This window comes from Konateibacter massiliensis (assembly GCF_900184995.1).
Taxonomy (GTDB): Bacteria; Bacillota; Clostridia; order Lachnospirales; family Lachnospiraceae; genus Lachnotalea; species Lachnotalea massiliensis.
This window is the reverse complement of record NZ_LT860098.1, coordinates 714,353-740,880: the sequence shown is the minus strand read 5'-3', so window position 1 is coordinate 740,880 and position 26,528 is coordinate 714,353. Positions and strand designations below refer to the sequence as shown.

Here is a 26,528-nt window from a genome sequence, read left to right as displayed (position 1 = left end):
ACCATACAAATATTATTATAACACTTATAAATAGGTTTCACAAACTGTTTATCGTAAAAATCAAAATTATTTAGCCCACTCTCTCTACCATGCTCTTTCTGTAATGCAGCGGTGAAATCCCATAATATTTCTTAAACAGCTTGCTAAAATGATATACATCATCATAGCCGACCAGATTGGCAATCTCCTTGATACTGTCCGAGTGAAGCGAAACAAGCATCTCCTTTGCCTTCTCAAGCCTTATTTTAATTAAATAGTTAATCGGTGACTCACCCGTCTCATCCTTGAAAATTTTGGAGATATAAACGGAGCTTAAATACATATTCTGTGCAATATTATCCAGCGAAATTTTCTCATTATAATGAGTGTCCAGATAAGAAATAATCTGATTTACCACATCATTTTTGTGGTGGCTGTCAAAATGATAGCTCTCCTGCGGATGGCTAGGTTCCACATTCTGGCGAATGATGAGAAGGAGAAACTGAATTAAATTTGCCTTTATCATAAAATATTTTCCGGCTTGGTTTGTCTCGTTCTCGGCAAGCATCGCATAACAGCACTTGATAAGCTCTTGTCTGAGCTTGCTGTTTGTTCGCATCAAATAATCTCCGTTTTTTAAAGTAATGATATTACACGGCATATTTTTAAAATGGAAATTCGTAAAGCCCACGAAAAATTCTGTGGTCGGCTCCTTTTCATTCAATACTATATTATTATGGTTTACACCGGAATTACAGATTAATAAATCACCGGCAGAAACGTCATAGGTAATGCCCTCCACAAGGTATTGACCCTTGCCGGACAAAATAAAGGTGATTTCCGTGAAATCGTGATTGTGGTAACGGGAATTTTTCGTCATTTTTCCCTTGCTTACAAATAGTACCGTAGGGTTTAAATCATTGTAAGTAATGTCGAATCTGCAGTCACACATATGTTCCTCCGTTGCTTAAAGATATTGCCAAAAACCTTTTTAATACTCATATTTTATCATGCTTCTTTATAATAATATACATCATGTGTGTCGAAAAGTACATTTTATTTTGGGCTAAATTTCGATATACTCCAATAACGATAAAGATAAAAGGAAGGGAATTTGGTTATGACACCGTATAAGTGGTTTTATACACATCTAAGAAAATACGCCAGATATATTTTGACCGGACTGGCAATTATCCCCATTGCGTCAGCGCTGGCGGTTATCAGCCCGAAGGTTTCAGGGTCAATTGTAGATCTCGTTATAAAGGGAGGACAGACAGGTTTACTGCCGCAGCTGATTTTGCTCCTTGTAGCGACAACGATTGTCCGAAGCATAATTCGTTTTGTTATGATTATGACTATGGAAAAGGCGTCTCAGGGTACACTCTACAGCCTGCGAGATTCCGTTTATAAGAGACTGCTTTTGCAGGACTTTACTTTTTATAATAAGAACCGAACCGGTGATTTGATGTCAAGACAGACCGGAGATATGGATGCAATCAGACATTTTATTGCGCATGTCATCTATGCCACAATGGAATCTGTCTTTGTGTTTGTCTTTGCGCTTATTATGATGTTTACGGTTAATGTGAAGATGGCGCTCTTGATGATTGTTGTTCTGCCATTTACGGCACTCACGACCTATCTTCAGGTGAAAAAAATCAAGCCTGCTTTTGTGAAAAACCGACTTGCATTTTCAAGCCTCAATGCGTTTGCACAGGAGAATATAAGTGGAAACAGAGTTGTAAAAGCTTTTGCAAAAGAAGACTATGAGATAGAAAAATTTAATAAGGAAAATGATAATTTCAGAGAAGTACAGTTGGAGGGTGCCGATATATGGGCAAAGTACATACCGGTTTTCGAATTTTTGTCAAACGTGCTGACCTTTATTTTAATGCTTCCGGGCGCAATTATGGTAGTGCGCGGTCAGATGACACTTGGAAATATGGTAACGATAAACGGTTATCTGTGGATGCTCACCACCCCGCTTCGTACTGCGGGCTGGCTGATTAATGATATTCAGAGATTTATGACATCCATTGAGAAAATATTTTCCACAATTAGCCATGAGCCGGATATCCAGAGGCCGAAGAATGCTGTTGTGAAGAAGAAGCTAAAGGGTACCGTGCGCTTTGAACACGTTTCCTATTATGCGGATGACGAGGATATCCTGCATGACGTGGACTTTGAAATCAAATCCGGACAGACGGTAGGTATCATCGGAGCGACCGGAGCAGGAAAGTCCACGCTTATGAATCTTATGTGCCGCTTTTATGATGCAACGCAGGGAAACATTTATGTCGACGACATCAATGTAAAAGATATGGATTTGTATTCGCTTCGCCAGAATATCGGAATGGCAATGCAAGACGTATTTCTATTTTCCGATACGATTGAGGGAAATATTGCCTATGGCAGACCGGACTGCTCCTTTGAGGAGGTAGAATGGGCGGCGAAGGTGGCAAATGCAGATGGTTTTATCAGAGCAATGCCGGACGGATACGATACTATTGTAGGAGAGCGGGGAATGGGACTTTCCGGAGGACAGAAGCAGAGAATTTCGCTTGCGCGGGCACTTTTAACCGATCCTGCCATCATCATTTTGGACGATACGACATCGGCGGTTGATATGGAGACGGAGACGAGAATTCAGGAGGAGCTTTCGGGCTTACAGAATAAAAAGACCGTGTTTATCATTGCGCATCGAATTTCTTCAATTAAGGATGCAGACGTCATTCTTGTACTGAATAACGGAAGGATTGTGGAACAGGGAACACATGAGGAGCTTATTGAGAAGAAGGGCTATTATCATACCGTGTTCAGCCACCAGTACGGAGAATTTAATCATTTGAAAAACAACAAGGATTTTAAAGAATACATAAAAGGGCAGAAGAGGAGGAAATAATTATGGCTAGAAATAAATATGATATTGATGAAACCTTAGATTCTGGCTTTGATTTGGGGCAATTAAAGCGTCTGGCGCACTATGTCGGACCCTACAAGGCGGACATGATAAAAGCGATTATTATTATGCTTGTATCCAGTGCTCTCTCCATGCTGACGCCAAGATTTTTTATGACGATTATGGACGATTATATTCCTGCCGGAAATATAAAGGGAATTGTAATACTCAGTGTTGCAACAATGGTGATTGCCGTTATTGTATGTGTCAGTCTCAAAACGAAAATTATTCTCACGAACCGCGTCGGACAAAATGTTATTCACGCGCTGCGAAAAGACTTGTTTGTCCATTTGCAGGAGCTGCCGTTTTCCTACTATGATGACAGACCGCATGGAAAAATTCAGGTTCGTGTGGTAAACTATGTAAATAATCTAAGTGATTTGCTTTCCAATGGTATTGTAAACACGATTACCGATTTGTGCAGCTTAATTTTTATCATCTTTTTCATGCTGAGTATTAACGTAAAGCTGGCAATCATCTGTATGTGCGGTATTCCGGTTTTGGCGGCTCTGATTTGGACGGTTAAGAAAAAGCAGAGAAGGGCATGGCAGATTGAGAGCAATAAACAGTCCAATCTAAACGCCTACATAGCGGAGAGCTTAAACGGTATCCGCGTAACGCAGTCCTTTGTAAGGGAAGAGACGAACCGAAATATATTCAACCAATTAAGCAGCGATTACCGGAGTGCATGGATGGAAGCAGTGCGCTATAATATGATGCTTTCCCCGATTGTAGATACGATATCCGTTTTGACAACGTCTTTGGTGTTTGTGCTTGGAATCAACTGGATGCTCGGCGGAGAAGCTGCAATCACGGCAGGTGTTCTGATTGCCTTCACCGGATATATCAGTCGTTTCTGGACACCGATTACAACACTTGCAAGCTTTTATAACTCTCTTCTAACTTCCATTTCCTATTTGGAGCGAATCTTTGAGACAATAGATGAGCCGGTTTTGGTAAAGGATGCAGAGGGAGCAACTGAAATGCCTGAAATTAAGGGTGAGGTGGAATTTAAAAAGGTAGATTTTGCCTATGATGATGGAATCAAGCGTTTGGATCAGGTAAGTTTTGGGGCAAAAAAAGGAGAGACCTACGCTATCGTGGGACCGACAGGAGCCGGAAAAACAACGATTATCAACCTGCTAAGCCGCTTTTACAATATTCAGTCCGGACAGATATTAATTGACGGCATTGACATTAATACGGTGACAATCCAGTCTCTTCGAAAGCAGATGGGCGTTATGCTGCAGGACAGCTTTATTTTCTCCGGTACTATCATGGATAATATTCGCTACGGAAACAAGGAGGCAACGGATGAAGAGGTCGTCTTGGCGGCAAAAACCGTATGTGCTCATGATTTTATAATGGATATGGAAATGGGGTATAATACGGAGGTAAACGAGCGAGGAAGCAGACTTTCCCAAGGACAAAGACAGCTTATCTCTTTTGCAAGAGCGTTGCTTGCAAACCCGAAAATATTGATTCTAGACGAAGCAACCTCAAGCATCGACACCGAGACGGAAATGATGCTGCAGGAAGGACTTGCAAAGCTTTTGGAGGGAAGAACATCCTTTATCATCGCTCATAGACTGTCTACAATTAAAAATGCCGATTGTATCATGTATATTGACAAGGGGCAGATTAAAGAGATGGGAAATCATGAGGAACTGATTGAGCAGAAGGGAGAATATTATAATCTTTATATGTCGCAGTACAGTTTTCTTGTATCATAAAAATCCTTTTGGATTTTTATGATACAAGAAAAAGATGCGCACTCGAGCGTGAGGAAGATGTCGGCTGCGTGTCCGCCCTCGGCGCAAAAATATGCTGGGGCACATTTTGTATCATAAAAATCTCATTAGGATTTCTTGCGTATAAGAAATAGGAGGGTTACAGCATGGAAACAGGAAAAATACACATTTACTGCGGGGACGGAAAAGGAAAAACCACGTCTGCTATGGGGCTTGCTATCCGCGCGGCTGGGTTTGGCATGAAGGTGCTTATCTATCAGTTTATGAAGGACAATACAACGAGTGAGAGAAATGTGTTAAATCAAATCTCGAATATTACAATAGTGGACGGTTTGGAGCAGGAGAAATTCAGTTTTCAGATGACCGAGCAGGAAAAAGCAGAGCGTCTTCGCTTTTATACGGATAAGTTTAAGGAAATTACCAGAAGAGCTGAGGCTGAGCAGTTTGATATGCTCCTTCTTGACGAAGTGATATACACGATACGGGCAGGGCTTATCAGTGAAGAGATGATACTCTCCTATTTGAAAGAAAAGCCCGAAGATCTAGAGGTAGTTATGACCGGCAATTCCCCAAGCGCCGCGCTTTTGGATGCCGCCGACTATGTGTCCGAGATAAAAAAAATCAAGCACCCTTTTGACCAAGGCTTGAGTGCGAGATACGGAATAGAAAAATAACGAAATCCTTAAAATATTGTGAAATTTTTGTCAAATAAACACAAATCCGCTTGCTTATGGTATAATTATTTCATAGGCGATTATATCATGCATACTGGTATAAGACCGCAGTAAGCTAAGAGGGAAGTGAATTTATGGATTTTACGGAAGTATTTTATGATGATATTGATTCTTGGAAAACAGTTATGTTTTTGTATAAATCAGCATTAAAAGAAATTGTGACAAAAATTGATATATTGAATGACGAGTTTCAGCATGTGCATCAATACAATCCGATTGAGCATGTGAAATCAAGGTTAAAAACACCGGAAAGCATTGTCAAAAAGTTGAAAAGAGAAGGGCATGAATCAACGATTGACAATATGGTGAAGTATATTAATGACATTGCAGGCGTGAGAATCACCTGCTCTTTTACGTCGGATATTTATCGGATTGCAGAGATATTGAGCAACCAGAGTGATTTGAAAATATTGGCGGTCAAGGATTATATTGAAAGCCCGAAGGAGAGCGGTTATAAAAGCTATCATTTGGTTGTGACTGTTCCGATTTTTATGTCAGATAAGGTGGTTGACACGAAGGTGGAAATACAAATTCGAACCATTGCGATGGATTTCTGGGCAAGCCTGGAGCATAAGATTTATTATAAATTTGAGGGAAATGCGCCGGATACCATTCAGGCGGATTTAAAGGAATGCGCTGACATGGTGTCTATGCTGGATGCGAGGATGTTGTCCTTGAATGAGGCAATTAAGCGGTGTGAGAGCGGTGAAAGCAAGGAAGCGGTGTAGAGGAGCAAAATGAAAATATTTGTAGATGCTGATGCCTGTCCGGTAGTAGGAATTGTAGAAAAAATTGCAAAAGAACACAATATTCCGGTAACATTGCTCTGTGATACCAACCATGTGCTTACGTCAAATTATAGTGAAATAAAAATAATCGGCGCAGGAGCGGATGCGGTTGATTTTGCACTGATTAATCTGTGCAGCAGGGGCGATATCGTTGTCACACAGGATTATGGAGTGGCAGCGATGGCGCTTGGAAAGGGTGCATTTTGCATTCACCAATCCGGGAAATGGTACACAAATGATAATATAGACCAGATGCTGATGGAGAGACATATAAGCAAAAAGGCACGGCGGGCATCCGGGAAAAATCATCTGAAAGGACCTAGGAAACGGACTATGGAGGATGATGAACGATTTGTGGAGGCTTTTGAGAGATTGATTGAGAAAGCTGTTAAGTAGAGAAATAGGGCAAAGAGCCTGTTTCCCAATAATGTTAATTAGTTAAGATAGTTGATAGTAGCCTTTTCTTAAAGGATAAGACACCCGAAAGCATGTTTAATGTTTTCAGGTGTTTTTTAATATCCTAGAAAAGTTCTCCGGGCACTGTAAACTAATGGTAAAAGTTGACAAGATATAAAAGTAGGTATATTATGTAGAAAAGAATGAGAAAAACGTTTTACGAGAAAAGTCGGAGAAAAATTAAAAAGAAAAAAATGGATAGGATGATAATATGATTAGTATAAAAGATGTGGCAGTTCGGGCGGGAGTTTCTATTTCTACAGTATCAAATGTACTGAATAAATCAAAATATGTCAGCCCCGAATTAGCAGAGCGAGTAGAAAAAGCAGTTGAAGATTTGGGATATGAAGTGAATCCCATTGCAGCCAGTATGAAGAGTAAAAAATCTGGCACCATTGGTGTAATTACAGAGGACATGTGTGGAGTTTTTTATCCTTATGTTGTAAGAGGGATTAACACAGTTGCAGATGAAAGAGGATATAAAATAATTATCTGTGATGTAAATGGGAAAAGAGGAGGAATAACAGCACTTGAAAAAGAAAGGGAGCTGTTTTATAAACTATTAGCGAGTCGTGTGGATGGAATTATTTTTGTTTCGTCAATATCAGGAATCGGCCAAGATAAATATTTTATTGATTTGAAAAAAATGGCAGATCAAAGACATAAAAAAACGCCAATCGTAAGTTTGGAGAGAGATTTAACTAGGATAGGAATTGATTCTGTCTATTTTGATAACTATAGTAATGCCCAAAAGGCAGTTCAGCATCTGGTTGAGTGCGGATGTAAAAAAATATGCCATATCGCCGGATCAAATGAATTGCAGATTGTTCAGGAGCGTATTGAAGGATACGAAAAATGTTTGGCTGAAAATTGCTTGGAATTGGATAAGGATACAATGATTGCATATGGAGACTATACTCATCAAAGCGGCTATATTGCGATGGAAAAACTGCTGAATGACGTGCCCGATATGGATGGGGTGTTTTGCAGCAATGATCAGATGGCAATTGGAGCCCTTAGGGTACTAAAAGAAAAGGGGAAGGCAGTACCGGAAGAAATAAAGCTAATAGGATATGATGATGTTTTTGTATCCAGCATTGTAGAGCCACCAATTTCAACAATACATATTCAGAAGAAAACGGCTGGAAAGAAAGCCGCGGAGATATTGTTTGATAGAATTGAACAACAAGGTAAAAATGATTTAGCGGTTGGTATAAAGCTGGAAAGCCGTTTGGTTATACGGAAGTCTACAATGGAGGGAGTAACGGAAGACTGGGATTTAAATGAGTGGTAAAAAATGAAATGCTTTTATTTAAGAAAAGACTGGCGTATAGTCAGTCTTTTTTTTGCTTAAAATGAAAAAACGTTTCTCTAAATGATAATGATGTTCATTAATTTATTCAATATAGATGTGCAATTTGTATAAAAATCACTGATAAAATATATTAAATATGACAGAAAAATTAAAATAATAAATTGATTTATTGACAAAAGTACTAGCAAAGAGTATATTAATCGTAGAAAAACGTTTTTCCAAACAGGAAGGAATAAAGGTGAAAGATATGGAATATGTCCTAGAAGCTACAGGTCTATGCAAATCCTTTGGTGGGGTACCCGTATTGAGTGGCGCAGAGCTTTCTATTGTACCGGGTGAGCTGCATGCTCTAATGGGAGAGAACGGTGCGGGGAAATCGACCTTGATGAAAATTATTATGGGAATTTACACAAAAGATGAAGGGAAGATTCGTCTTGACGGACAAGATGTAAATTTTACATCTGCAAGTGAAGCGCTAGCTGCAGGAATTTCTATGATCCATCAGGAACTAAGCCCAATTCCTGAAATGACAGTTGCTGAGAATGTCTATCTTGGAAGAGAAGAAAAAAAGATAAAGGGGCTGCCGTTTGTAAACAAGAAAGAATTAAACCGAAAGACCCAAAGATTACTTGATGAGTATGAGCTTTCAGAATTTATCAAACCAGAAATGAAAATGAAAAATTTGAATATTGCTCAGATACAGATGATGGAAATTATAAAGGCTGTATCTTACAATTCAAAAATTATTATTATGGATGAACCAACGTCATCACTTTCAAATAAAGAAACGGATATATTGTTTCAAATTATTGATAATTTAAAATCAAAAAAAGTTGGGATTATTTACATATCTCATCGAATGGAAGAAGTATTTAAGTTAGCTGATAGAGTATCAGTCTTAAGAGACGGCAAATTTATTGGATGTGTTAAGGTTTCAGAAGCGACACCGGAAGAATTAATTAATATGATGGTTGGCCGTGAATTGGAAGGTGGGTATCCAAAGAATACTGCTAAAAAAGGTGATGTAGTTCTTGAACTTAAGAATTTTACAAAAAAAGGTGTATTTGAAAAGGTAAATTTAAAAGTACATGCGGGAGAAATTTTGGGTATGTCCGGGCTTGTAGGCGCTGGGCGAAGTGAAGTAATGAGAGCGTTGGTCGGATACGATTCGTTAGACTCCGGAGAGGTTACCCTTGAAGGTAAGGCAATTAAAATTAAGCATCCAAGTGATGCGATTAAAAATCATATTATTATGGCTTCAGAGGATAGAAAAGAGTTGGGATTAATTCTGGATAGGAATATTAAAGAAAATATTTCGGTGCAAAATTTCAACAAACTAAGTAAAGCAGGATTTATTAATCAGCCTAAAGAAAAAAAGGTATGCGACGAGTATGCAAAACAGATGACAACTAAGATGAATGGAATTGAAGATATGGCAAGCAGTTTATCTGGTGGAAATCAACAAAAAGTAGTATTAGCGAAGTGTATGCTTTCAGAACCAAAGGTATTGATTATGGATGAACCAACAAGAGGTATAGACGTTGGCGCAAAAGCAAAAATTTACAGTCTTATGCAGGAGATGACAAAAAGGGGTATTGCAATTATTATGATTTCTTCAGAAATGCCTGAACTGATTGGAATGAGCGATAGAGTAGTCATTATGGCAGGCGGTAAGGTTGTAGGAGAACTAGAAGCAGAAGAGATAAAAAGCCAGCAGACAATTTTGAAATTAGCACTAGGAGGAGATTAACATGGAAAAGTTTAAAGAAAGAGGAACATCGCTCAGAAGTTTTGCACTTGTATTTGTAATTCTTGCGATTGTAATAGTAATGACCTTTGCATCACCAGTGTTTATGACATCAAAAAATATCATTAATATTATTCGACAAATTTCAATTAATGGAATTATTGCGGTTGGAATGACCTTTGTTATATTGACAGGAGGAATTGATCTTTCGGTGGGAGCTGTTGTAGCGATAACTAGTGTTATTGCGGGATATTTGCTGGAGCAGGGAACATATTGGCTTGTAGCGTGTCTTGCAGCTGTCTCAATTTCACTTGTTTTTGGAGCTTTCAACGGTGTAATGGTTGCTTATGTTGGTTTTCAGCCGTTTATCGCAACGTTAGCCACGGTTACTATGGGAAGTGGTATAGCACTTGCTTTTTCGGATGGAAAGCCATTCACCATCAAGGATGAAGCGTTTCTTGCAATCGGTCAAGGATATGTGGGTGCAATACCTATTCCAATCATTCTTCTTGTGCTTGTAGTTGCAGCAGGGTTAATTATTTTAAAAACGACAACCTTTGGCCGCTATGTATTTGCCATTGGTGGCAATAAAAATGCAGCAAAGCTTTCCGGTGTAAGAACAAAAAGAGTAGAGCTTATGGTTTATGTAATTTCTGCATTCTGCGCTGCCATTGTAGGACTAATCCTTTCGGCTCGTATCAGCTCAGGACAACCGACTGCCGGTGAGGGCTATGAATTGGATGCAATTGCTGCGACAGCTATTGGCGGAACCAGTATGTCAGGTGGTGTAGGCTCTCTTACGGGAACAGTTTTTGGTTTTATGATTTTGGGACTGGTGACTAACTCCATGAATCTTTTAAATATTAACTCGTTTTATCAACAAATCGTTAAGGGAATATTAATTGTCCTTGCAGTATTTTTAGATATGTATTCAAAGAGAATGAAAAAGTAAAGTGGCTTTAATATCAACATGATATTAAACATAAAACACCAAACAAATTAAAGGAGGATTTACAAAATGAAAAAGAGGGTATTAGGAGCATTGTTAGCAACAGCTATGGTTATGTCAATGGTAGTAGGATGCGGAAGCACAGATTCAGCAACAACAGGAAACACAGATTCAGCAACAGCAGAAAACACGGATTCAACGACAGCAGAGAAAACAACAGACGAGGCTTCAGGAGATCAAATTACAATTGGATTTTCCTCAAAAACAAATTCAGATATGTTTGTTAAAGCTATCGCAGATGCAGCACAGGCTGAGGCAGATGCAAGCGGTGTAAAGCTTGTAATGGCTGATGCACAAGGAGATGTCAACAAACAGATTAGTGATGTTGAAACATTGATTGCTCAAAACCTTGATGTACTGATTGTTATTCCGCAGGATGTTGAGGGAAGTGCGCCGGTAGTATCTATGGCAAAAGAAGCAGGAATTCCGATTGTTATTTGCAATGGTGATATTGCCGACAAGGACTATACTGCATTTGTAGGATGTACAGATCAAGAATCGGGTGAAATTCTTGGAACATGGTTCAATGAAAACCTTGAAAAAGGATCAAAGATTTGTATTATTGAAGGACCTATGGGACAGTCGGGACAGGTTGGTCGTTACGCTGGATTTGAGAAAGTCGGAATGCTTGACAATTTCGAGGTGCTTTCAGTACAGACAGCTAACTGGAAACGTGATGAGGCAATGGCACTTACAGAGGACTGGTTAACTACATATGGCGATGAGCTTAAAGGTATTGTGTGTGAAAATGATGATATGGCTTTAGGTGCACTTTCAGCTTGTAAAGCAGCAGGAAGAACTGACGTTGTAATCGGTGGCGTTGATGGACTTGATGATGCGGTTCAAGCAGTTAAAAATGGAGAGCAAGGAGTTTCTGTACTCCAGGATTCATCAGGACAGGGAGCTGGAGCTGTTGATGTAGCGATTAAGATTGTAAAAGGAGAAGACTATGAAGCAGATACACGTATTCCTTTCCAAGCAATCACAAAAGATAATGTAGATGCTTACCTTACAGGTGGAGTGGAAGCAATTTCAAAATAATTTTATTTTAAAATAAAAACTCACAACAATATAAAGGTATCACTCGATGATACCTTTTATTGACAAAGAAGGTGTAAATATGTTGAAAAAAATACCGAAAATTCTTCCTCCGGATTTGGTGAAATACATGATGGAAATGGGTCACTCCGATTATATCGTGATTGCAGATGCGGGGTTTCCGGGAACGGCTCATGCAAAACGTGTTGTTCGCATGGACAGTGTAGAGATACCTGAATTGTTAGAAGCCATTCTTCCGTTTTATCCCTTGGATTATTTTGTAGATAATTCTGTACGTTTAATGGAAAAGCTGCCGCATGAGCCAGAAGTTACTATTTGGGAAACTTATAAAAAGCTTCTTAAACAGTATGATACGGATAAGGCATTCAAGGAGTTTGTTTATCTGGAAAGATTGAAATTTTATGAAGAGGCTGAAAAAGCATATGTAGTAATTCAAACAGGAGATACATCACGTTATGGCAATATTATTTTGCAGAAAGGTGTATGTGTTTAACGATTATGAACTATAAAGAAGAAAAAAAATATGTTGGTCATAGAGACCAATTAATTAGAGCAAAGAAAATTCAACTTCAAGATGGTAAGGCCAATGGTGTGACGATGATTGATGTTCAAAATCGTTCTGGAATACATTTTGAGGTGAATGTAAGTCGTGGACTGGATATTACAAACCTTGATTTTTTGGGAGAAAACTTTGGATTTATATCTCCTTGCGGAATAGTATCTCCTGAGTACTTTGATGACAAGGGCCTGGGATTTCTTAAGAGCTTTACAGCGGGATTTATGACAACCTGCGGACTAAAAATAGCAGGGGCGCCATGTGAATATGAAGGAAATAAATATGGTCTTCATGGAAATGCTTCCCACACCCCGGCAGAGGATGTCACGTATGTGATAGAGGACGAGGAAGATAACCCTTATGTAAAGATAACCGGTACAGTCAGAGATGCAATTGTTTTTGGAGATAAGCTGGCGCTTAAAAGAGAAATAAAATGTGGCTATAAAGAGAGAAAAATTACAATTAAAGACAGAGTGGTAAATGAAGGATATAAAAAAGCGCGTCATATGATTCTTTATCACTGTAATATTGGATATCCTATTTTGACTTCAGAAAGCGAGATATTTATTCCGTCAAAGGAAATAAAAGCCAGAAATGCTCATGCAAAAGAAGGAATTAAGGACTGGATGAAGGCCCAGCTTCCTGATCCGAATTATGAGGAAATGTGCTATTATCACACATTAAAAAGTGATGAGCAAAAAATGACGGCAGTAGCAGTTTTTAATAAAGAATTGAATATGGGAGTGGCAATTGAATTTGATACAAATTCTCTAGATCATTTTATGCAGTGGAAAATGATGGGCGCAGGCGATTATGTAATGGGATTAGAGCCGTGTAATTCTACGATTGACGGAATTGAGGACGCCACCCTGAATGGATCCATGAAATACATTAATCCTGGCGAATGTATGGAACACACCATTACGTTTTGTATATTAAATAGTCACGAAGAGTTTGAAGCGATAAAACAAAGATTTTAACAAAGAGTTGTTAAGTGCAGCGAAAGAAAGGAATATGGATATGACAGAAAAAGAATTGACAATAAAAGCAGGAGATGAGCTGGATGCAAGACTTGCAGAGGCAAAAGCAACCGGAAATTTGGTTGTTTCAGATGCAACAGAGGATGAAGCGGTTGTTAAGAGTACCTTTGAAAAAGGAGAAGGGGTATTACGTCTCTTTCCGGCTTTTGTTCCGAGAAGATTTGGAAAAGCAGGTCACAGACTAAAACTTCATCCGGATGATTATTTTGCATTTGGTATGGAAAGAGGGTCTATTACTGAAAGATGGTTTGCCTCAACAATTGCAGCCCAAAATGGTGTACTTGCAAAAGCAGATGAAGGTATGGCGTATGTATGCGTGGACTATAACTCTGATGAAAAATTTTCTTTGAGAACAGCAGTTAAAGTTCTGGGCGAAGATTTAGTGGGAAAAGAGCTCATGGAGAAATACAATGGCTGGCCGATGTACTCCAAGTATTTTGATAACGAGAATCCATTATTCCATCATTTGCATTTAACATTTGAAGATGCAGCCAAAGTAGGAAAACTTGGAAAACCAGAATGTTACTATTTTCCAAAACAGCTAAATAATCATCTGGGAGAAGCAAATTATACATATTTTGGATTTGATCCGGATATTCAACCGGAAGAAGTGAAGGAAAGAATTCGCCGTTTTGCGGATGATGATACAAGAATAACAGATATTTCAAGGGCTTACAGAATTGAGCTGGGAACGGGATGGTATACACCGGCAGGAGTGATTCACGCACCGGCATCGGTTCTTACATACGAACCGCAGTGGAATTCAGATGTAAATTCAGTTTACGAAAACATTGTATCAGGAGAAATCTATCCTTATGAAATGCTTAATGAGGAATGTGAAGCTGATGACAATGGTGTTGATGCGGTGTTTAATCTTTTGGATTGGGAAAAAAATGTGGATCCGCATTACAGAAAACATTATTTCCGCAAACCTTTGATTGAAACGGAGACCAAGGAATACACACAAAAGTGGATCACATATGCGAATCCATATATATCGGCAAAAGAATTGACAATCAATCCGGGACAAACAGTTACGATTAAGGACGGCGCTGCATATGGCTGTATCTTTGTGCAGGGACACGGCAAATTTGGAGTTTATGACTGTGAGGCTGCTACTCTTCTTCATTTTGGACAGCAGAGCACAGATGAGTTTTTTGTATCTGAAAAGGCAGCAACAGAGGGCATTACAATTACAAACTTAAGTCAAGTTGAGCCTTTGGTTCTTCTGAAGCATTTTGGACCAAATTGTCCGGGTGTTCCGACGGAGGTATCAGAAAATTAATCCAAAGGAAAGTCCGGAGTACAAAAGCTATTCCGGACTTTGTAAAAAGCTGATTTCATCTTAAGGAGCGGAAAGGACAAAGCATGAAATATTTGATGGGAATTGATAATGGAGGAACATTTTCAAAGGTGGCAATATTCGATGAAAACGGAAAGCAGATTTCTGTCGCAAGTGAGCCAACGGTGACAATTACGCCAAAATCTGGTTATACAGAGAGAAATATGGATGAGCTGTGGGATGTGAATGTTGCGGCGATAAGAAAAGCAATTGAAAAGAGCGAAATTAATCCCGAGGATATTGCGGGGGTATCTTTTTCAGGACATGGAAAGGGATTATACATGGTTGGTTATGATGGGAAGCCATCGTATAACGGCATTGTTTCTACGGATACACGCGCATGGGCACAGGTAGAAAGATGGTACCAGAATGGTACAAATGAAAAAGTATATGAAATGACATTCCAAGAAATATTGGCTGTGCAGCCGGTCAGCTTACTTGCTTGGTTTAAAGAAAACAAACCAGAGGTGTTAGAGGCAACCAAGTATATTTTTGCTGTAAAAGATTATATCCGCTACATGCTGACCGGTGAAGCATATAGCGAATACACAGATTGCTCAGGCTCTAATCTGGTAAATTTCACAACAAAGCAGCATGATAAAGAGCTAATGAGACTTTTTGGGATAGAGGAATGCTATGACAAGCTCCCACCGCTGCGAAATTCTTTTGATATTTGTGGTCATATTACGAAAGCTGCAAGCGAAAAAACGCTCTTGCCGGAAGGGATCCCGGTTGCCGCAGGTATGTTTGATGTAAATGCTTGCGGAATTGCGTCTGGGCTATCGGATGAAGAGAAGATGTGTATGATTGCGGGGACTTGGAGTATCAATGAGTTTATTAAAAAGGAGCCGGTTACAAATGGAACGGTGGACTTAAACTCTTTCTTTTGTATCCCGGGATATTTTCTTGTAGAAGAAAGCAGTCCTACTTCAGCCGGGAATATGGAGTGGTTTATTAAAAATTTAATGAATTATGAGAAGATAGGAGCAAAGGAGGCACGGGGTTCGATCTATGATATCACCAATGAGTGGGTGTCATCTATTGAACCACAGGATAGTAATGTTATCTTTTTGCCATTTTTGAACGGATCAAATGAGGATCCTTTGGCGAAAGGGACGTTTATTGGGCTGACAGCATTTCATAGTAAAAAGCATATGCTGCGTGCGGTATATGAAGGAATTGTATTTTCTCATGTGACACATGTAAAAAAATTACTTAAAAATCGAGAGGTGCCTAAAAGCATCAGTTTATCAGGCGGAGCGGCAAACTCAGATGTCTGGATTCAGATTTTCGCAGATGCATTGCAGATTCCGATTGATGTAATTGAAGATAAGGAAATTGGAGCCCAGGGAGCGGCTATGGCGGCAGGAATAGCTGCGGGGATTTACAACGACTATCAGGATGCAGTAAAACGTACCGTTACCATTACAAAAACAATAGTTCCAAGAGTAGAATATAAAGAAATTTACGAAGAAAAGTACGCAACATATCGTGCTGTTATTGATGGACTTGGCGGTGCATGGAGTCACTTCAAGAATTAAATATGAGGAGTAATGTTGTGAAAAAATATAAAATCGGACTTTATGAAAAAGCAATGCGAAATACGCTGACTTGGCGTGAAAAATTGAAATGCACGAAAGAAAACGGATATGATTACTTGGAAATCAGCATCGATGCATCAGAAGAAAAAATAAATCGCATTTATATGAGTGCTGATGAAAGAAGAGAAATTGTAGATACGACGTTTGAAATTGGGCTTCCAATTGGTTCTATGAGCGTTAGTGCGCTTACGAAATACGCGCTTGGTGACTCATCTGAGGAAGTGCGCAAAAAAGCTATGGAAATCATGGAAAAATCAATTGAGCTTGCTGCTGATTTAGGGATTAGAACAGTGATGCTTCCTGGATATGATATTTATTTTGGTGAGTCAACTGTTGAGACAAAACATTATTTTTTAGAAAATGTTAAAAAAGCAGCACACATTGGAGCGAGAGAAGGGGTTCTTCTCGGGTTTGAAACCATGGAAAATAATTTTATGAATACCACAGGAAAAGGTGTCAAATATGTAAGTATGGTGGAATCACCATATTTGAAGATATATCCGGATACAGGAAATATTACAAATGCGGCAGTATTGGATAAACATGACGTATGTGAAGATTTGGGACTGGGAAAGGGAAAATTAATTGCACTTCATTTGAAAGAGACGTCCCCTGGAATATTTCGTGAGGTTCCGTTTTTCAGTGGACATGTAGAGTTTGAGCGACTTATTTCCACAGCATGGAACATGGGTGTTCGCCGTTATGTTACAGAATTATGGGATGTTGGACAACCGAATTGGGAGGATGATATCCGGTTTGCAAATAAAAGTATGAGAGAGATTCTTGACAGACAAAATTAAAGATTAGATGGGAGGAAGAAAAATGATAAAAATGGCGATTATGGGTGCAGGAGCAATTGCGAGTAAAATGGCATATACCGTCAATTCTATGAAAGATATTGAAGTATATGCAATTGCATCCAGAGAGATACAAAAGGCAGAGGTATTTGCTCAAGAGCATGGAATTGCTAAGGTCTATGGTTCCTATGAAGAGATGTTACGGGATGAAAATATAGATTTGGTTTATATTGCCGTTCCTCATACGCTTCATTATAAATGCGCTAAAATGTGTCTCGAAGCAGGAAAAAATGTGCTTTGTGAGAAACCATTCTGCGTAAATGCAAAACAAGCAAAAGAAATTATAACGTTATCAGAAGAAAAGCAACTGCTGTTAACAGAGGCTATTTGGACAAGGTACATGCCTTCCCGCAAAATGATTGATGATGTCATTGCAAGTGGTGTTATTGGAGAAGTGACCTCCCTTACTGCAAATTTAGGATATGAATTGAGCGAGGTGAAACGTATATGGGACCCTGAATTGGCAGGTGGTGCGCTTTTGGATGTTGGAGTATACCTGATTCATTTTGCAAGAATGGTATTCGGTGAAAAGGAAGCAGAGATTACAGCCAAGGCATTGTTTAAGGATGGTGTTGATATGGTAGACAGTATTGTAATGACCTTTGAACATGGAAAAGTGGCAACGATGCAATCTAATGTTTATGCGGTACAAAATAGGAACGGTTCCATATTTGGTACCAAGGGATACATTGAAATTACTAACATTAATAATCCTGAGGAAATCAGAGTATTTAATTCGGAATATAAAGAAATCCAACTTATAAAAGTACCGGAACAAATTACAGGATATGAGTATGAAGTGGAGGCTTGTATAAGAGCAATTGAAAAACGTCAAATTGAGTGCCCTGAAATATCTCATTCTGAGACCATTAAGGTTATGGAAATTATGGATAGTATTCGCACTGCCTGGGGTGTAACGGTGCCTGAAGTACAATAATCATGATTGGAATAGAAGGGTGCGAAGACAATGGAACAGTTAGAAATTTTGGAAAAGCAAGAAGAGATGCTCCGATTTAAAAGGTTTGACCATGAGGAAGCCTTCAAATTGGGAAATTTCATGGTTGAGTTTGCGAAAAAAAAGAAAAAAACAATTGCTGTTTCCATTCGTATGAACAGCGGATGCATTGTGTTTCAGTATTGCCCGGATGGAACGAATCTGTTGAATCAAAAATGGATGGAACGAAAATTTAATACAGTCAAATTAATGGAAAGAAGTTCACTATTATCTGCATTATTATGGGAAGCGGATGGTACCGCCACAGAAACTCACGGGTTGAAAAATGAGGAATATGCATTGTGTGGAGGAGGTTTTCCTATACGAATCGAAGGCGTAAGCGTTACAGTTGGAGCAGTTATTGCCTCCAACCTGTATCATATTGAAGATCATGAATATATTGTGGATTGTTTGCGAGAATATTTAAGCTGTAAAGATGTACCTGCATACCTTTATGAACATCCTTAATGATTGAAAGAAACCAGAAAATGGTATGAAATATGCCAAGTAATACTTGAAGAAAGGAGCTATAGAATATGAAACAAAAGGAATTGGTAGAAAAAGCACTGGAGAATGGGGGAGGCATTTTTAGACTGGCACCGACATGGGTACCACGTTCATTTTGTCGTCCTGGAAAGAGAATTAAGCTGCATCCCGATGATTATTTTGTGTTAGGGCAGAGGGGAGGCATTGATGAACGTTGGCTTTCTTCCACTACATGGGCTGAAAACGGACCAGGAACACCGGAGGATGAAGGACTAAGTTATATTGTAGTGGATGAGGAAGGAACAGAGAAAATACTACTCAGAGATGCAATTGAACTTATGGGAGAAGAGATTATCGGTTCTGTTCTTTGGGAGAAATATCATCGCTGGGCAATGTTTTCCAAGTTTTTTGATAACGCAGGGCCTCTTCCTCATCATATACACCACAGGCAGGAACATGCTGCCCGTGTAGGAGCAGATGGAAAACCGGAAATGTATTTCTTTCCGGCGCAGTTGAATAATCATGGCGGAGAATTTCCGTTTACCTTTTTTGGGTTTAATCCTGAGACAACGAAAGAGCAAGTGCTTGATAAGTTACAGCAGTTTAAAAAGGGCGATAATGATATACTGGGACTTTCCAGAGCGTATAAGCTTCAGCTGGATACTGGATTTCAGGTAGATCCTGGAATTTTACATGCACCAGGCTCACTTTGTACATATGAACCGCAATTTGCTTCCGATGTATATGCAATGTATCAGTCAGTGCTGATGAACGGACAAATTGTTGGTGAAGATTTATTGTGGAAAAACTGTCCGGAAGAAGAGTTGGGTAATTATGATTACTTATTGGATGTGATAGATTGGGATAAAAATGTAGATCCTGATTTCCACGAGCAGAATTATATGATACCAAAACCTGTTCGCCCATTAGAAGACATGAAAAAAGAAGGATACATTGAGGAGTGGATTTGCTATAAGTGTGATTGTGTTTCTGCAAAACGGTTAACGGTTCTACCAGGGCAAACGGTAACGATTGTTGATTCGGCACCATACGGCTTGATTTGTCTGGAAGGACACGGAAAATTTGGAACATGGGAAATAGAATCGCCTGCATTGATTCGTTATGGTGAATTGACTCATGATGAGTATTTTGTGACAGAAAAAGCTGCAAAAGAAGGTGTAAAAATTCAAAATCTTTCCTCCACGGACCCAATCGTGATTTTAAAACATTTTTCTGATAATCCTGATTTGATAATAGAATAGAGTGAGTGGAATAAAGGAGGAGATACAGTGCTTGAGAAATTAAAAAAAGAAGTATATGAGGCGAATATGCTTCTTCCGAAATATGGACTGGTCACATTTACTTGGGGAAATGTAAGTGCGATTGACAGAAAAAAAGGTCTTTTTGTAATCAAACCAAGTGGCGTGGACTATGATAAGCTGACACCTGAGGATATGGTTGTTGTAGATTTGCAAGGAAATAAGGTGGAAGGAAAATATAATCCTTCCTCAGATACAGATACTCATGTAGAACTTTATAATGCATTTGCAGATATCGGAGGCATTGTACATACACATTCACCTTGGGCAACGAGCTGGGCTCAGTCTGGCAGAAGTATTCCGTGTTATGGAACAACCCATGCAGATTACATCTATGGAGAGGTACCATGTTTAAGGTGCCTGACAAAAGAGGAAATAGATGGTGAATATGAGAAAAACACAGGGTTGTTAATTGTAGATTTTTTTAAAGAAAAAGATTATAAAGCAGTTCCTGCTGTCTTATGCAAAAACCATGGACCATTTACATGGGGAAAAAATGGAGAGGAAGCAGTACATAATGCGGTTGTTCTGGAAGAAGTCGCAAAAATGGCAGCACGCTGTGAAATGATTAATAAAGTGGTTGAGCCGGCACCGCAAGAATTGCAGGATAAACACTATTACCGAAAACACGGTGCAAATGCTTATTATGGACAGAAGTGACTAAAAAGGAGATAAAAACATGAAATTTTTTATTGACACAGCAAATGTGGAGGATATCAAAAAAGCAAATAACATGGGAGTTATCTGTGGTGTAACAACTAACCCATCTTTAATTGCGAAGGAAGGAAGAGACTTTAATCAGGTTATTGCAGAAATTTCTTCTATCGTGGATGGTCCAATCAGCGGCGAAGTAAAAGCTACTACAATTGATGCGGCGGGTATGGTTGCCGAAGGTAGAGATATTGCTCAAATTCACCCGAACATGGTTGTTAAGATTCCAATGACAGTAGAAGGCTTAAAAGCGACCAAAGTATTAGCAAGTGAAGGAATTAAAGTGAATGTTACCCTGATTTTCTCGGCAAATCAAGCGCTTCTTGCAGCTAGGGCAGGTGCAGCTTATGTTTCACCGTTCCTAGGACGTTTAGATGATATTTCGCAGCCGGGTATTGATTTAATCCGTACTATCGCAGAGATTTTCCAAATTTACGATATAGATGCAGAAATTATTGCGGCAAGTGTGCGTAATCCAATTCATGTTACTGATTGTGCATTAGCCGGATCACATATTGCAACGGTTCCTTACAGCGTAATTGAACAGATGACAAAACACCCATTAACAGACCAAGGAATTGAAAAGTTTCAGCAGGATTACAAAGCGGTATTTGGTGAATAAAGAAAAGGTGGTAGCAAATGAACAAATTAGAACTTCAAAAGATTGCCAATGAAATTCGTAAGGGCGTCATTACAGCAGTTCATAGCGCAAAATCAGGACATCCGGGTGGATCTCTTTCTGCAGCTGATATTCTTACTTATCTATATTTTGTAGAATTAAACATTGATCCGAAAGACCCTAAAAAAGCAGGCAGAGACCGTTTTATTCTTTCTAAGGGACATATTGCTCCCGGTCTTTACTCGACATTGGCTCACCGTGGTTTTTTCCCGGTAGAAGACTTAAAATCATTACGTCATGTAGGTTCTTATTTGCAGGGACATCCCGATATGAAGCATATCCCAGGTGTTGATATGTCCAGTGGTTCTTTGGGACAGGGAATTTCAGCCGCGGTTGGTATGGCATTATCTGCAAAGTTAAGTAAGGATTCTTTTCGTGTTTATACATTACTTGGGGATGGTGAACTTCAGGAAGGACAGGTTTGGGAAGCTTCTATGTTCGCCGGACATCGTAATTTAGATAATTTAACTGTTATTGTAGATAATAATAACTTACAGATTGACGGGGCGGTATGTGATATATGTTCCCCGTATCCGATTGACGAGAAATTCAAAGCATTTAATTTCCATGTAATCAATGTGGATGCTCATGACTTTGACGCTTTAGCAGCAGTATTTAAAGAAGCAAAAGAAACAAAAGGACAACCTACTGCAATTATTGCAAAGAGCGTAAAGGGTAAAAATGTATCCTTTATGGAAAATAACGCCGGATGGCATGGAGCAGCACCGAATGATGAACAGTACGCAGCTGCAATGGCAGATTTGGAGAAGGTAGGTGAAGCATTATGCCGGAAGTAAAAATGATAGCAACAAGAGAGAGTTACGGTAATGCTTTGGCTGAACTTGGTGCACAATATGATACCTTAGTGGTATTAGATGCAGATTTAGCAGCAGCGACCAAAACCGGTGTATTTAAAAAAGTATATCCAGACAGACATATTGATTGCGGTATTGCAGAGTGTAATATGATGGGTATTGCGGCGGGACTTGCAGCTGCCGGCAAGATTCCATTTGCCAGTACATTTGCTATGTTTGCAGCAGGACGTGCATTTGAGCAGGTTCGTAATTCAATTGGTTATCCACACTTAAATGTAAAGATTGGTGCCACTCATGCAGGTATCTCCGTAGGGGAAGATGGAGCAACCCATCAGTGTAATGAAGATATTGCATTAATGAGAACAATCCCGGGTATGACCGTCATTAATCCGGCTGATGACGTCGAAGCAAAAGCGGCAGTAAAAGCAGCAATGGAATATGATGGACCTGTTTACTTGCGTTTTGGAAGGTTAGCTACTCCGGTATTTAATGAGGAAGCAACCTATAAATTTGAAATTGGCAAAGGTATAGTTCTTCGTGAAGGGAAAGATTTAACGATTGTTGCAACCGGCCTTTGTGTAGCGGAATCTTTGGCAGCAGCTGAGAAATTAGCGGCAGAAGAAATTGAGGCGAAAGTAATTAATATTCATACCATCAAACCCTTGGATGAAGAGTTAATTATTGCAGCAGCAAAGGAAACAGGAAAAGTAGTTACTGTGGAAGAGCATTCTATAATCGGCGGGCTGGGAAGTGCAGTGTGTGATACATTATCTGCCAATGCTCCGACAAAAGTATTAAAGATTGGTGTAAATGATGTGTATGGAGAATCTGGTCCGGCTGCTGAGCTAATCAAGAAATATGGTCTGGATGCAGACGGTATTTATACAAAAATCAAAGCGTTTTTTAAGTGGTCTCAGTCTAGTTGTCAGCAATAAAAAAGCTGCCGTGAAAGGCATTAAGAAAGAAACAGCAACGATTGTTTATAAACTGAGCCGGAGATAAACCTCCGGCTTCAGTGTTTTCTATATCTTATTTTCTAAAAACTAAGCAATAAAAATTTTCCCCTAGTTCAAATCGCTTTACTTCTTCAAATCCATTTTCAGTTAAAATATCCGCGGCATCCTTCTCTGAAATCCTATGTTCTACGGGCGGTCCAATCGGAGTAACGGATTTATGAAATTCAATAACAGCTAACAATCCGTCATTTTTTAAAATCCGCTGTATTTCTTTTAACATTCCTGCCGCATCATCTAACTCATGAAGCACCGTACACAGAAGTGCAATGTCGCAGGAGGAATCAGGAACTTTGCTTACAGAATCTTCTATCAAAACATTTGGTGCATTGTTTCTTTCATGCAAAATTTCTCTCATGGAAGCGGATATCTCAGCCGCATAAATATTTCCCTTGGTTGTCTGAGCAGCGGCAAAGGTAAAAATTCCGGTACCTGCACCGATATCGCAGAAATCTCCATGTTCGGAAAGCCCGATTCTCATAAGTGTCTTTTTTGGATTTAATTCTTCAATCCGCTTTGGATTGTCTAATTTGTGTGTCATGATTTTGTACCCTTTTCGTATATGATAAATTCATTTGACGGGCAACTGGCTACTTGAAGTGGATTTCAGTCTTCCATACAGCAATAATACTCTTTTAACACAGAAATAACAGCATCAACTCTGTGATCAGCAATTGAATAAGTTACGTTCTGTCCGGACTTTTCCGAGTCCAAAATTCCGTGGGATTTCAAAAGTGCTAAATGCTGTGACAACGCTGATTGTGTGATGTTTGGCATCTTTTTCCCAAGTGCACCTACGGTTTTGGGACCCGCAATCAGCTCACAGAGAATAAGTAGCCGGTATTCATTGGCGAGAACCTTTAACATTTCAGCAATTTGCTTTGCTTTTTCTTCCATCTAAATCATCCTTTCTATGCTTAATCTGGCATATTCCCTGTGTCATAGTTCCCATTGGGCAATAGACACACCAAGAGCGGGGTTTAAATAGCATCATGGTAATAAGACCTAGCACTGTGGAGGTTAACATAACACTATAAAATCCAAAGGCAAACTGAGCCACCCACGGTGTTACACCGGGAACGCCAGCCCAATGCCACGGAAGCTTGAATACCCACAGCAATGTCACGACCTCCTTAAGTGACATACCTCCAAAGACAAGGTAGGTTGTGTAGAGCATCAGAATAAACATGGTCATAAAAAAGGTTAAAAATCCATAACGAAACCATTTGGAACGCAAAAATTTCGGAGGAGCAGCCTTTCGGGATAATCCAAATCTGCCGCCCAGAAGTTCAAAGAGCTGCCCGCGTCCGCAATACTTGTTGCAGTAAGCTTTGTTTCCGTTGATAATAGAAATCAAAAGAGGAATCATAAAGCAGAGGAGTCCGAACCACGCAAATAAAATATTGAAAAATCCTAGAATAAGATAAACAACAGACACAATCCAAAGGTAATCGTACCAGCGCTTTTGCTTTAACATAAAACTGCCTCCTTCGCCTCAATTGTGATAACCTGTGCAGGGCAGGCGGTCGCACATTTTCCGCAGCCGACGCATTTATTTGTATCAACGGATGCATATAATCCTTTGTATACTGATATTGCGTCGAGAGGACAGACCTTCACACAGCAGCCACAAGCGACGCAGTCTTTTGCAACATAAGCTTTTTTTTTTGCCATAATAATCTCCTTGATAAGTATATTAGTAATTTCTAATATACTTATTTATCTGCAAATTGTCAAGTGTTTTGGTATTTTTAATCATGTCATTATTCATTAATGACAAATTAACGTTTGTTCAAATTGAAATTTTAGTACTTTTGCCATTATAATGAGTGTATGAAAAGAAGATGACTGATCAATCATATCTTAAGTACCATCAATTTTTTTCGAAGGAGAGGGCAAAGATGAAAGAAAAAGTTCAAGTATTTGGTAGGTTTTTAAGCGGCATGGTAATGCCCAATATTGGAGCCTTTATAGCATGGGGATTAATAACCGCGTTTTTTATTCCGACAGGCTGGCTTCCAAATGAGAGTTTAAGCGGGCTGGTAGGCCCGATGATTACGTATCTGCTTCCACTGTTAATTGCTTATACCGGCGGTAAAACAGTCGCAGGAGACAGAGGTGGAGTAATCGGTGTTATTGTGACAATGGGTGTTATCGTAGGATCTGATATTCCGATGTTCTTAGGAGCTATGTTAATGGGTCCGCTAAGTGCATGGATACTCAAGAAATTTGATAAGGTAATACGTGAAAAAATTCCGACAGGATTTGAAATGTTGGTAAATAATTTCTCCGTTGGTATCATTGGTGCAATTTTAGCAGTTCTTGCAATGAAGGGAATCAGCCCGATTGTAGTGGGACTAAGTGCAGCAATGGAAGCAGGTGTTGGTTTCTTCGTAGATAACAACATTCTTCCGCTCGCAAGTATCTTTATTGAGCCGGCAAAAGTATTATTCTTAAACAACGCAATTAATCATGGTATTTTGTCACCAATGGGTATTGAGCAGGTAAGTGAAGCAGGAAAATCCATTTTCTTCTTACTCGAAGCAAATCCAGGTCCGGGTCTTGGAATTTTAATCGCATACTGTCTTGTTGGTAAAGGCTCTGCAAAGACCTCAGCACCGGGTGCAATTATTATCCACTTCCTTGGCGGTATCCATGAAATTTACTTCCCATACATACTGATGAACCCTGTTCTTATTCTTGCAGCAATGGCAGGTGGAGCAAGTGGAATCTTTACACTCAGTATTTTTGGCGGCGGCTTAGTAGCACCGGCTTCTCCAGGAAGTATTATCGCAGTACTTGCAATGACACCAAAGGGCGGTTACTTTGCAGTATTGGCAGGCGTTTTAGTAGCAACAGTGGTATCTTGTGTAGTAGCTGTACCGTTATTAAAAATATTTGGTAAAAATGTAGAGTTAGATGAAGCAAAAGATAAAGTGAAAGATATGAAAGCAGCTTCCAAGGGACAGAGAAGCGAAGCAGCAGCAACAATTGAAGTAGGATCTGTTCAGAAAATCGTATTTGCTTGTGACGCAGGCATGGGCTCCAGCGCAATGGGAGCAACCGTACTTCGCAAGAAATTAAAGGAAGCAGGACTTGAACGTATCGAAGTAGTTCACTCTTCCGTTTCCTCCATCCCGGCAGATGCCCAGGTGGTTGTAACACATGAAGAATTAAGAGAAAGAGCAGCACACAGCAATCCAAATGCGAAGCTCGTTCTGATTAAGAACTTCCTGTCAGCACCAGAGTATGACATACTGGTAAATGAATTGAAATAAAGGAAGGCACTAGGGGAAATATTATAATGATACGGACTGG

27 protein-coding genes are annotated in these 26,528 nt (G+C 39.4%); 22 read left to right on the top strand and 5 right to left on the bottom strand.

The window, feature by feature from the left end; genetic code table 11:
* Positions 1 to 70: 70 nt before the first annotated feature.
* Positions 71 to 931 (bottom strand): AraC family transcriptional regulator, encoded by an 861-nt coding sequence (locus CTY48_RS04630; protein ID WP_099467346.1) that lies wholly within the window; start codon positions 929 to 931, stop codon positions 71 to 73.
* 168 nt (positions 932 to 1,099) lie between these two features.
* Between CTY48_RS04630 and CTY48_RS04625 the strand changes: the two genes are divergently transcribed.
* From CTY48_RS04625 to CTY48_RS04525, 21 genes are all read left to right on the top strand, one after another.
* Positions 1,100 to 2,881 carry an ABC transporter ATP-binding protein gene (locus tag CTY48_RS04625; protein ID WP_099467345.1) on the top strand — a complete coding sequence of 594 codons (1,782 nt, stop codon included), beginning with the start codon at positions 1,100 to 1,102 and terminating at the stop codon, positions 2,879 to 2,881.
* Positions 2,882 to 2,883: 2 nt separating this feature from the next.
* Positions 2,884 to 4,671, top strand: a complete 1,788-nt coding sequence (locus tag CTY48_RS04620) for an ABC transporter ATP-binding protein (RefSeq protein ID WP_099467344.1) — start codon at positions 2,884 to 2,886, stop codon at positions 4,669 to 4,671.
* Positions 4,672 to 4,835: 164 nt separating this feature from the next.
* Positions 4,836 to 5,363 (top strand): cob(I)yrinic acid a,c-diamide adenosyltransferase, encoded by a 528-nt coding sequence (locus tag CTY48_RS04615; protein WP_099467343.1) that lies wholly within the window; start codon positions 4,836 to 4,838, stop codon positions 5,361 to 5,363.
* A 134-nt stretch (positions 5,364 to 5,497) separates the two neighbouring features.
* A complete protein-coding gene (locus CTY48_RS04610) occupies positions 5,498 to 6,151 on the top strand; it encodes a GTP pyrophosphokinase (protein ID WP_099467342.1) in 654 nt (217 codons plus the stop codon).
* A 9-nt stretch (positions 6,152 to 6,160) separates the two neighbouring features.
* The gene (locus CTY48_RS04605) at positions 6,161 to 6,607 is read left to right on the top strand and encodes a YaiI/YqxD family protein (protein ID WP_099467341.1); all 447 of its coding nucleotides are present in this window, start codon (positions 6,161 to 6,163) and stop codon (positions 6,605 to 6,607) included.
* A 271-nt stretch (positions 6,608 to 6,878) separates the two neighbouring features.
* Positions 6,879 to 7,961 carry a LacI family DNA-binding transcriptional regulator gene (locus CTY48_RS04600; protein WP_099467340.1) on the top strand — a complete coding sequence of 361 codons (1,083 nt, stop codon included), beginning with the start codon at positions 6,879 to 6,881 and terminating at the stop codon, positions 7,959 to 7,961.
* A gap of 268 nt (positions 7,962 to 8,229) precedes the next feature.
* A complete protein-coding gene (locus CTY48_RS04595; protein ID WP_236354761.1) occupies positions 8,230 to 9,732 on the top strand; it encodes a sugar ABC transporter ATP-binding protein in 1,503 nt (500 codons plus the stop codon).
* A gap of 1 nt (position 9,733) precedes the next feature.
* Positions 9,734 to 10,681, top strand: a complete 948-nt coding sequence (locus CTY48_RS04590) for an ABC transporter permease (RefSeq protein WP_099467338.1) — start codon at positions 9,734 to 9,736, stop codon at positions 10,679 to 10,681.
* Between the two features lie 66 nt (positions 10,682 to 10,747).
* Positions 10,748 to 11,779, top strand: coding sequence for a substrate-binding domain-containing protein (locus tag CTY48_RS04585; RefSeq protein ID WP_099467337.1), 1,032 nt, complete (start codon positions 10,748 to 10,750; stop codon positions 11,777 to 11,779).
* 79 nt (positions 11,780 to 11,858) lie between these two features.
* Entirely contained in the window at positions 11,859 to 12,290 is a 432-nt protein-coding gene (locus CTY48_RS04580) for an RbsD/FucU family protein (RefSeq protein ID WP_099467336.1), read from the top strand.
* A gap of 5 nt (positions 12,291 to 12,295) precedes the next feature.
* Entirely contained in the window at positions 12,296 to 13,333 is a 1,038-nt protein-coding gene (locus tag CTY48_RS04575) for an aldose 1-epimerase family protein (protein ID WP_180272636.1), read from the top strand.
* 40 nt (positions 13,334 to 13,373) lie between these two features.
* Positions 13,374 to 14,678, top strand: a complete 1,305-nt coding sequence (locus CTY48_RS04570; protein WP_236354728.1) for a cupin domain-containing protein — start codon at positions 13,374 to 13,376, stop codon at positions 14,676 to 14,678.
* A gap of 83 nt (positions 14,679 to 14,761) precedes the next feature.
* On the top strand, positions 14,762 to 16,276 hold the full coding sequence (locus tag CTY48_RS04565; protein WP_099467334.1) for an FGGY-family carbohydrate kinase: 1,515 nt from the start codon (positions 14,762 to 14,764) through the stop codon (positions 16,274 to 16,276).
* A gap of 17 nt (positions 16,277 to 16,293) precedes the next feature.
* Positions 16,294 to 17,136: an L-ribulose-5-phosphate 3-epimerase gene (locus tag CTY48_RS04560; protein WP_099467333.1), complete on the top strand. Its 843-nt coding sequence runs from the start codon at positions 16,294 to 16,296 to the stop codon at positions 17,134 to 17,136.
* Positions 17,137 to 17,158: 22 nt separating this feature from the next.
* Complete coding sequence (locus CTY48_RS04555; protein WP_099467332.1) at positions 17,159 to 18,130, top strand: Gfo/Idh/MocA family protein; 972 nt, start codon at positions 17,159 to 17,161, stop codon at positions 18,128 to 18,130.
* 30 nt (positions 18,131 to 18,160) lie between these two features.
* Positions 18,161 to 18,655 (top strand): heme-degrading domain-containing protein, encoded by a 495-nt coding sequence (locus CTY48_RS04550; RefSeq protein ID WP_099467331.1) that lies wholly within the window; start codon positions 18,161 to 18,163, stop codon positions 18,653 to 18,655.
* A gap of 68 nt (positions 18,656 to 18,723) precedes the next feature.
* Positions 18,724 to 19,935 carry a hypothetical protein gene (locus CTY48_RS04545; protein WP_099467330.1) on the top strand — a complete coding sequence of 404 codons (1,212 nt, stop codon included), beginning with the start codon at positions 18,724 to 18,726 and terminating at the stop codon, positions 19,933 to 19,935.
* Positions 19,936 to 19,962: 27 nt separating this feature from the next.
* The gene (locus tag CTY48_RS04540; RefSeq protein ID WP_099467329.1) at positions 19,963 to 20,652 is read left to right on the top strand and encodes an L-ribulose-5-phosphate 4-epimerase; all 690 of its coding nucleotides are present in this window, start codon (positions 19,963 to 19,965) and stop codon (positions 20,650 to 20,652) included.
* A gap of 19 nt (positions 20,653 to 20,671) precedes the next feature.
* The gene (gene fsa, locus CTY48_RS04535; protein WP_099467328.1) at positions 20,672 to 21,325 is read left to right on the top strand and encodes a fructose-6-phosphate aldolase; all 654 of its coding nucleotides are present in this window, start codon (positions 20,672 to 20,674) and stop codon (positions 21,323 to 21,325) included.
* Positions 21,326 to 21,342: 17 nt separating this feature from the next.
* Positions 21,343 to 22,179, top strand: coding sequence for a transketolase (locus CTY48_RS04530; RefSeq protein ID WP_099467327.1), 837 nt, complete (start codon positions 21,343 to 21,345; stop codon positions 22,177 to 22,179).
* Entirely contained in the window at positions 22,167 to 23,132 is a 966-nt protein-coding gene (locus CTY48_RS04525) for a transketolase family protein (protein WP_099467326.1), read from the top strand. The genes CTY48_RS04530 and CTY48_RS04525 overlap by 13 nt, the downstream gene beginning before the upstream one ends.
* A 94-nt stretch (positions 23,133 to 23,226) precedes the next feature.
* Here the strand turns inward: CTY48_RS04525 and CTY48_RS04520 are convergent, their stop codons facing one another.
* The 4 genes from CTY48_RS04520 to CTY48_RS04505 all read right to left on the bottom strand — a co-directional run bounded on the left by CTY48_RS04520 (position 23,227) and on the right by CTY48_RS04505 (position 24,884).
* Positions 23,227 to 23,751 carry a class I SAM-dependent methyltransferase gene (locus CTY48_RS04520; protein ID WP_099467325.1) on the bottom strand — a complete coding sequence of 175 codons (525 nt, stop codon included), beginning with the start codon at positions 23,749 to 23,751 and terminating at the stop codon, positions 23,227 to 23,229.
* 65 nt (positions 23,752 to 23,816) lie between these two features.
* Positions 23,817 to 24,107 carry an ArsR/SmtB family transcription factor gene (locus tag CTY48_RS04515; RefSeq protein WP_099467324.1) on the bottom strand — a complete coding sequence of 97 codons (291 nt, stop codon included), beginning with the start codon at positions 24,105 to 24,107 and terminating at the stop codon, positions 23,817 to 23,819.
* Positions 24,079 to 24,687 carry a 4Fe-4S binding protein gene (locus CTY48_RS04510; RefSeq protein WP_099467323.1) on the bottom strand — a complete coding sequence of 203 codons (609 nt, stop codon included), beginning with the start codon at positions 24,685 to 24,687 and terminating at the stop codon, positions 24,079 to 24,081. Before CTY48_RS04510 ends, CTY48_RS04515 begins: the two co-directional genes overlap by 29 nt.
* A complete protein-coding gene (locus CTY48_RS04505) occupies positions 24,681 to 24,884 on the bottom strand; it encodes a 4Fe-4S binding protein (RefSeq protein WP_099467322.1) in 204 nt (67 codons plus the stop codon). The genes CTY48_RS04510 and CTY48_RS04505 overlap by 7 nt, the downstream gene beginning before the upstream one ends.
* Positions 24,885 to 25,111: 227 nt before the next feature.
* Here CTY48_RS04505 and CTY48_RS04500 point away from each other — a divergent pair, with 227 nt between their 5' ends.
* Complete coding sequence (locus tag CTY48_RS04500; protein WP_099467321.1) at positions 25,112 to 26,488, top strand: PTS mannitol transporter subunit IICB; 1,377 nt, start codon at positions 25,112 to 25,114, stop codon at positions 26,486 to 26,488.
* Positions 26,489 to 26,528: the final 40 nt, after the last annotated feature.

What these genes read in the sequence shown, in the direction of transcription:
- CTY48_RS04630 (WP_099467346.1), bottom strand. Translation starts at nt 931, where the DNA reads ATGTGTGACTGCAGATTCGACATTACTTACAATGATTTAAACCCTACG.
- CTY48_RS04625 (WP_099467345.1), top strand. Translation starts at nt 1,100, where the DNA reads ATGACACCGTATAAGTGGTTTTATACACATCTAAGAAAATACGCCAGA.
- CTY48_RS04620 (WP_099467344.1), top strand. Translation starts at nt 2,884, where the DNA reads ATGGCTAGAAATAAATATGATATTGATGAAACCTTAGATTCTGGCTTT.
- CTY48_RS04615 (WP_099467343.1), top strand. Translation starts at nt 4,836, where the DNA reads ATGGAAACAGGAAAAATACACATTTACTGCGGGGACGGAAAAGGAAAA.
- CTY48_RS04610 (WP_099467342.1), top strand. Translation starts at nt 5,498, where the DNA reads ATGGATTTTACGGAAGTATTTTATGATGATATTGATTCTTGGAAAACA.
- CTY48_RS04605 (WP_099467341.1), top strand. Translation starts at nt 6,161, where the DNA reads ATGAAAATATTTGTAGATGCTGATGCCTGTCCGGTAGTAGGAATTGTA.
- CTY48_RS04600 (WP_099467340.1), top strand. Translation starts at nt 6,879, where the DNA reads ATGATTAGTATAAAAGATGTGGCAGTTCGGGCGGGAGTTTCTATTTCT.
- CTY48_RS04595 (WP_236354761.1), top strand. Translation starts at nt 8,230, where the DNA reads ATGGAATATGTCCTAGAAGCTACAGGTCTATGCAAATCCTTTGGTGGG.
- CTY48_RS04590 (WP_099467338.1), top strand. Translation starts at nt 9,734, where the DNA reads ATGGAAAAGTTTAAAGAAAGAGGAACATCGCTCAGAAGTTTTGCACTT.
- CTY48_RS04585 (WP_099467337.1), top strand. Translation starts at nt 10,748, where the DNA reads ATGAAAAAGAGGGTATTAGGAGCATTGTTAGCAACAGCTATGGTTATG.
- CTY48_RS04580 (WP_099467336.1), top strand. Translation starts at nt 11,859, where the DNA reads ATGTTGAAAAAAATACCGAAAATTCTTCCTCCGGATTTGGTGAAATAC.
- CTY48_RS04575 (WP_180272636.1), top strand. Translation starts at nt 12,296, where the DNA reads ATGAACTATAAAGAAGAAAAAAAATATGTTGGTCATAGAGACCAATTA.
- CTY48_RS04570 (WP_236354728.1), top strand. Translation starts at nt 13,374, where the DNA reads ATGACAGAAAAAGAATTGACAATAAAAGCAGGAGATGAGCTGGATGCA.
- CTY48_RS04565 (WP_099467334.1), top strand. Translation starts at nt 14,762, where the DNA reads ATGAAATATTTGATGGGAATTGATAATGGAGGAACATTTTCAAAGGTG.
- CTY48_RS04555 (WP_099467332.1), top strand. Translation starts at nt 17,159, where the DNA reads ATGATAAAAATGGCGATTATGGGTGCAGGAGCAATTGCGAGTAAAATG.
- CTY48_RS04550 (WP_099467331.1), top strand. Translation starts at nt 18,161, where the DNA reads ATGGAACAGTTAGAAATTTTGGAAAAGCAAGAAGAGATGCTCCGATTT.
- CTY48_RS04545 (WP_099467330.1), top strand. Translation starts at nt 18,724, where the DNA reads ATGAAACAAAAGGAATTGGTAGAAAAAGCACTGGAGAATGGGGGAGGC.
- fsa (WP_099467328.1), top strand. Translation starts at nt 20,672, where the DNA reads ATGAAATTTTTTATTGACACAGCAAATGTGGAGGATATCAAAAAAGCA.
- CTY48_RS04530 (WP_099467327.1), top strand. Translation starts at nt 21,343, where the DNA reads ATGAACAAATTAGAACTTCAAAAGATTGCCAATGAAATTCGTAAGGGC.
- CTY48_RS04525 (WP_099467326.1), top strand. Translation starts at nt 22,167, where the DNA reads ATGCCGGAAGTAAAAATGATAGCAACAAGAGAGAGTTACGGTAATGCT.
- CTY48_RS04520 (WP_099467325.1), bottom strand. Translation starts at nt 23,751, where the DNA reads ATGACACACAAATTAGACAATCCAAAGCGGATTGAAGAATTAAATCCA.
- CTY48_RS04515 (WP_099467324.1), bottom strand. Translation starts at nt 24,107, where the DNA reads ATGGAAGAAAAAGCAAAGCAAATTGCTGAAATGTTAAAGGTTCTCGCC.
- CTY48_RS04510 (WP_099467323.1), bottom strand. Translation starts at nt 24,687, where the DNA reads ATGTTAAAGCAAAAGCGCTGGTACGATTACCTTTGGATTGTGTCTGTT.
- CTY48_RS04505 (WP_099467322.1), bottom strand. Translation starts at nt 24,884, where the DNA reads ATGGCAAAAAAAAAAGCTTATGTTGCAAAAGACTGCGTCGCTTGTGGC.
- CTY48_RS04500 (WP_099467321.1), top strand. Translation starts at nt 25,112, where the DNA reads ATGAAAGAAAAAGTTCAAGTATTTGGTAGGTTTTTAAGCGGCATGGTA.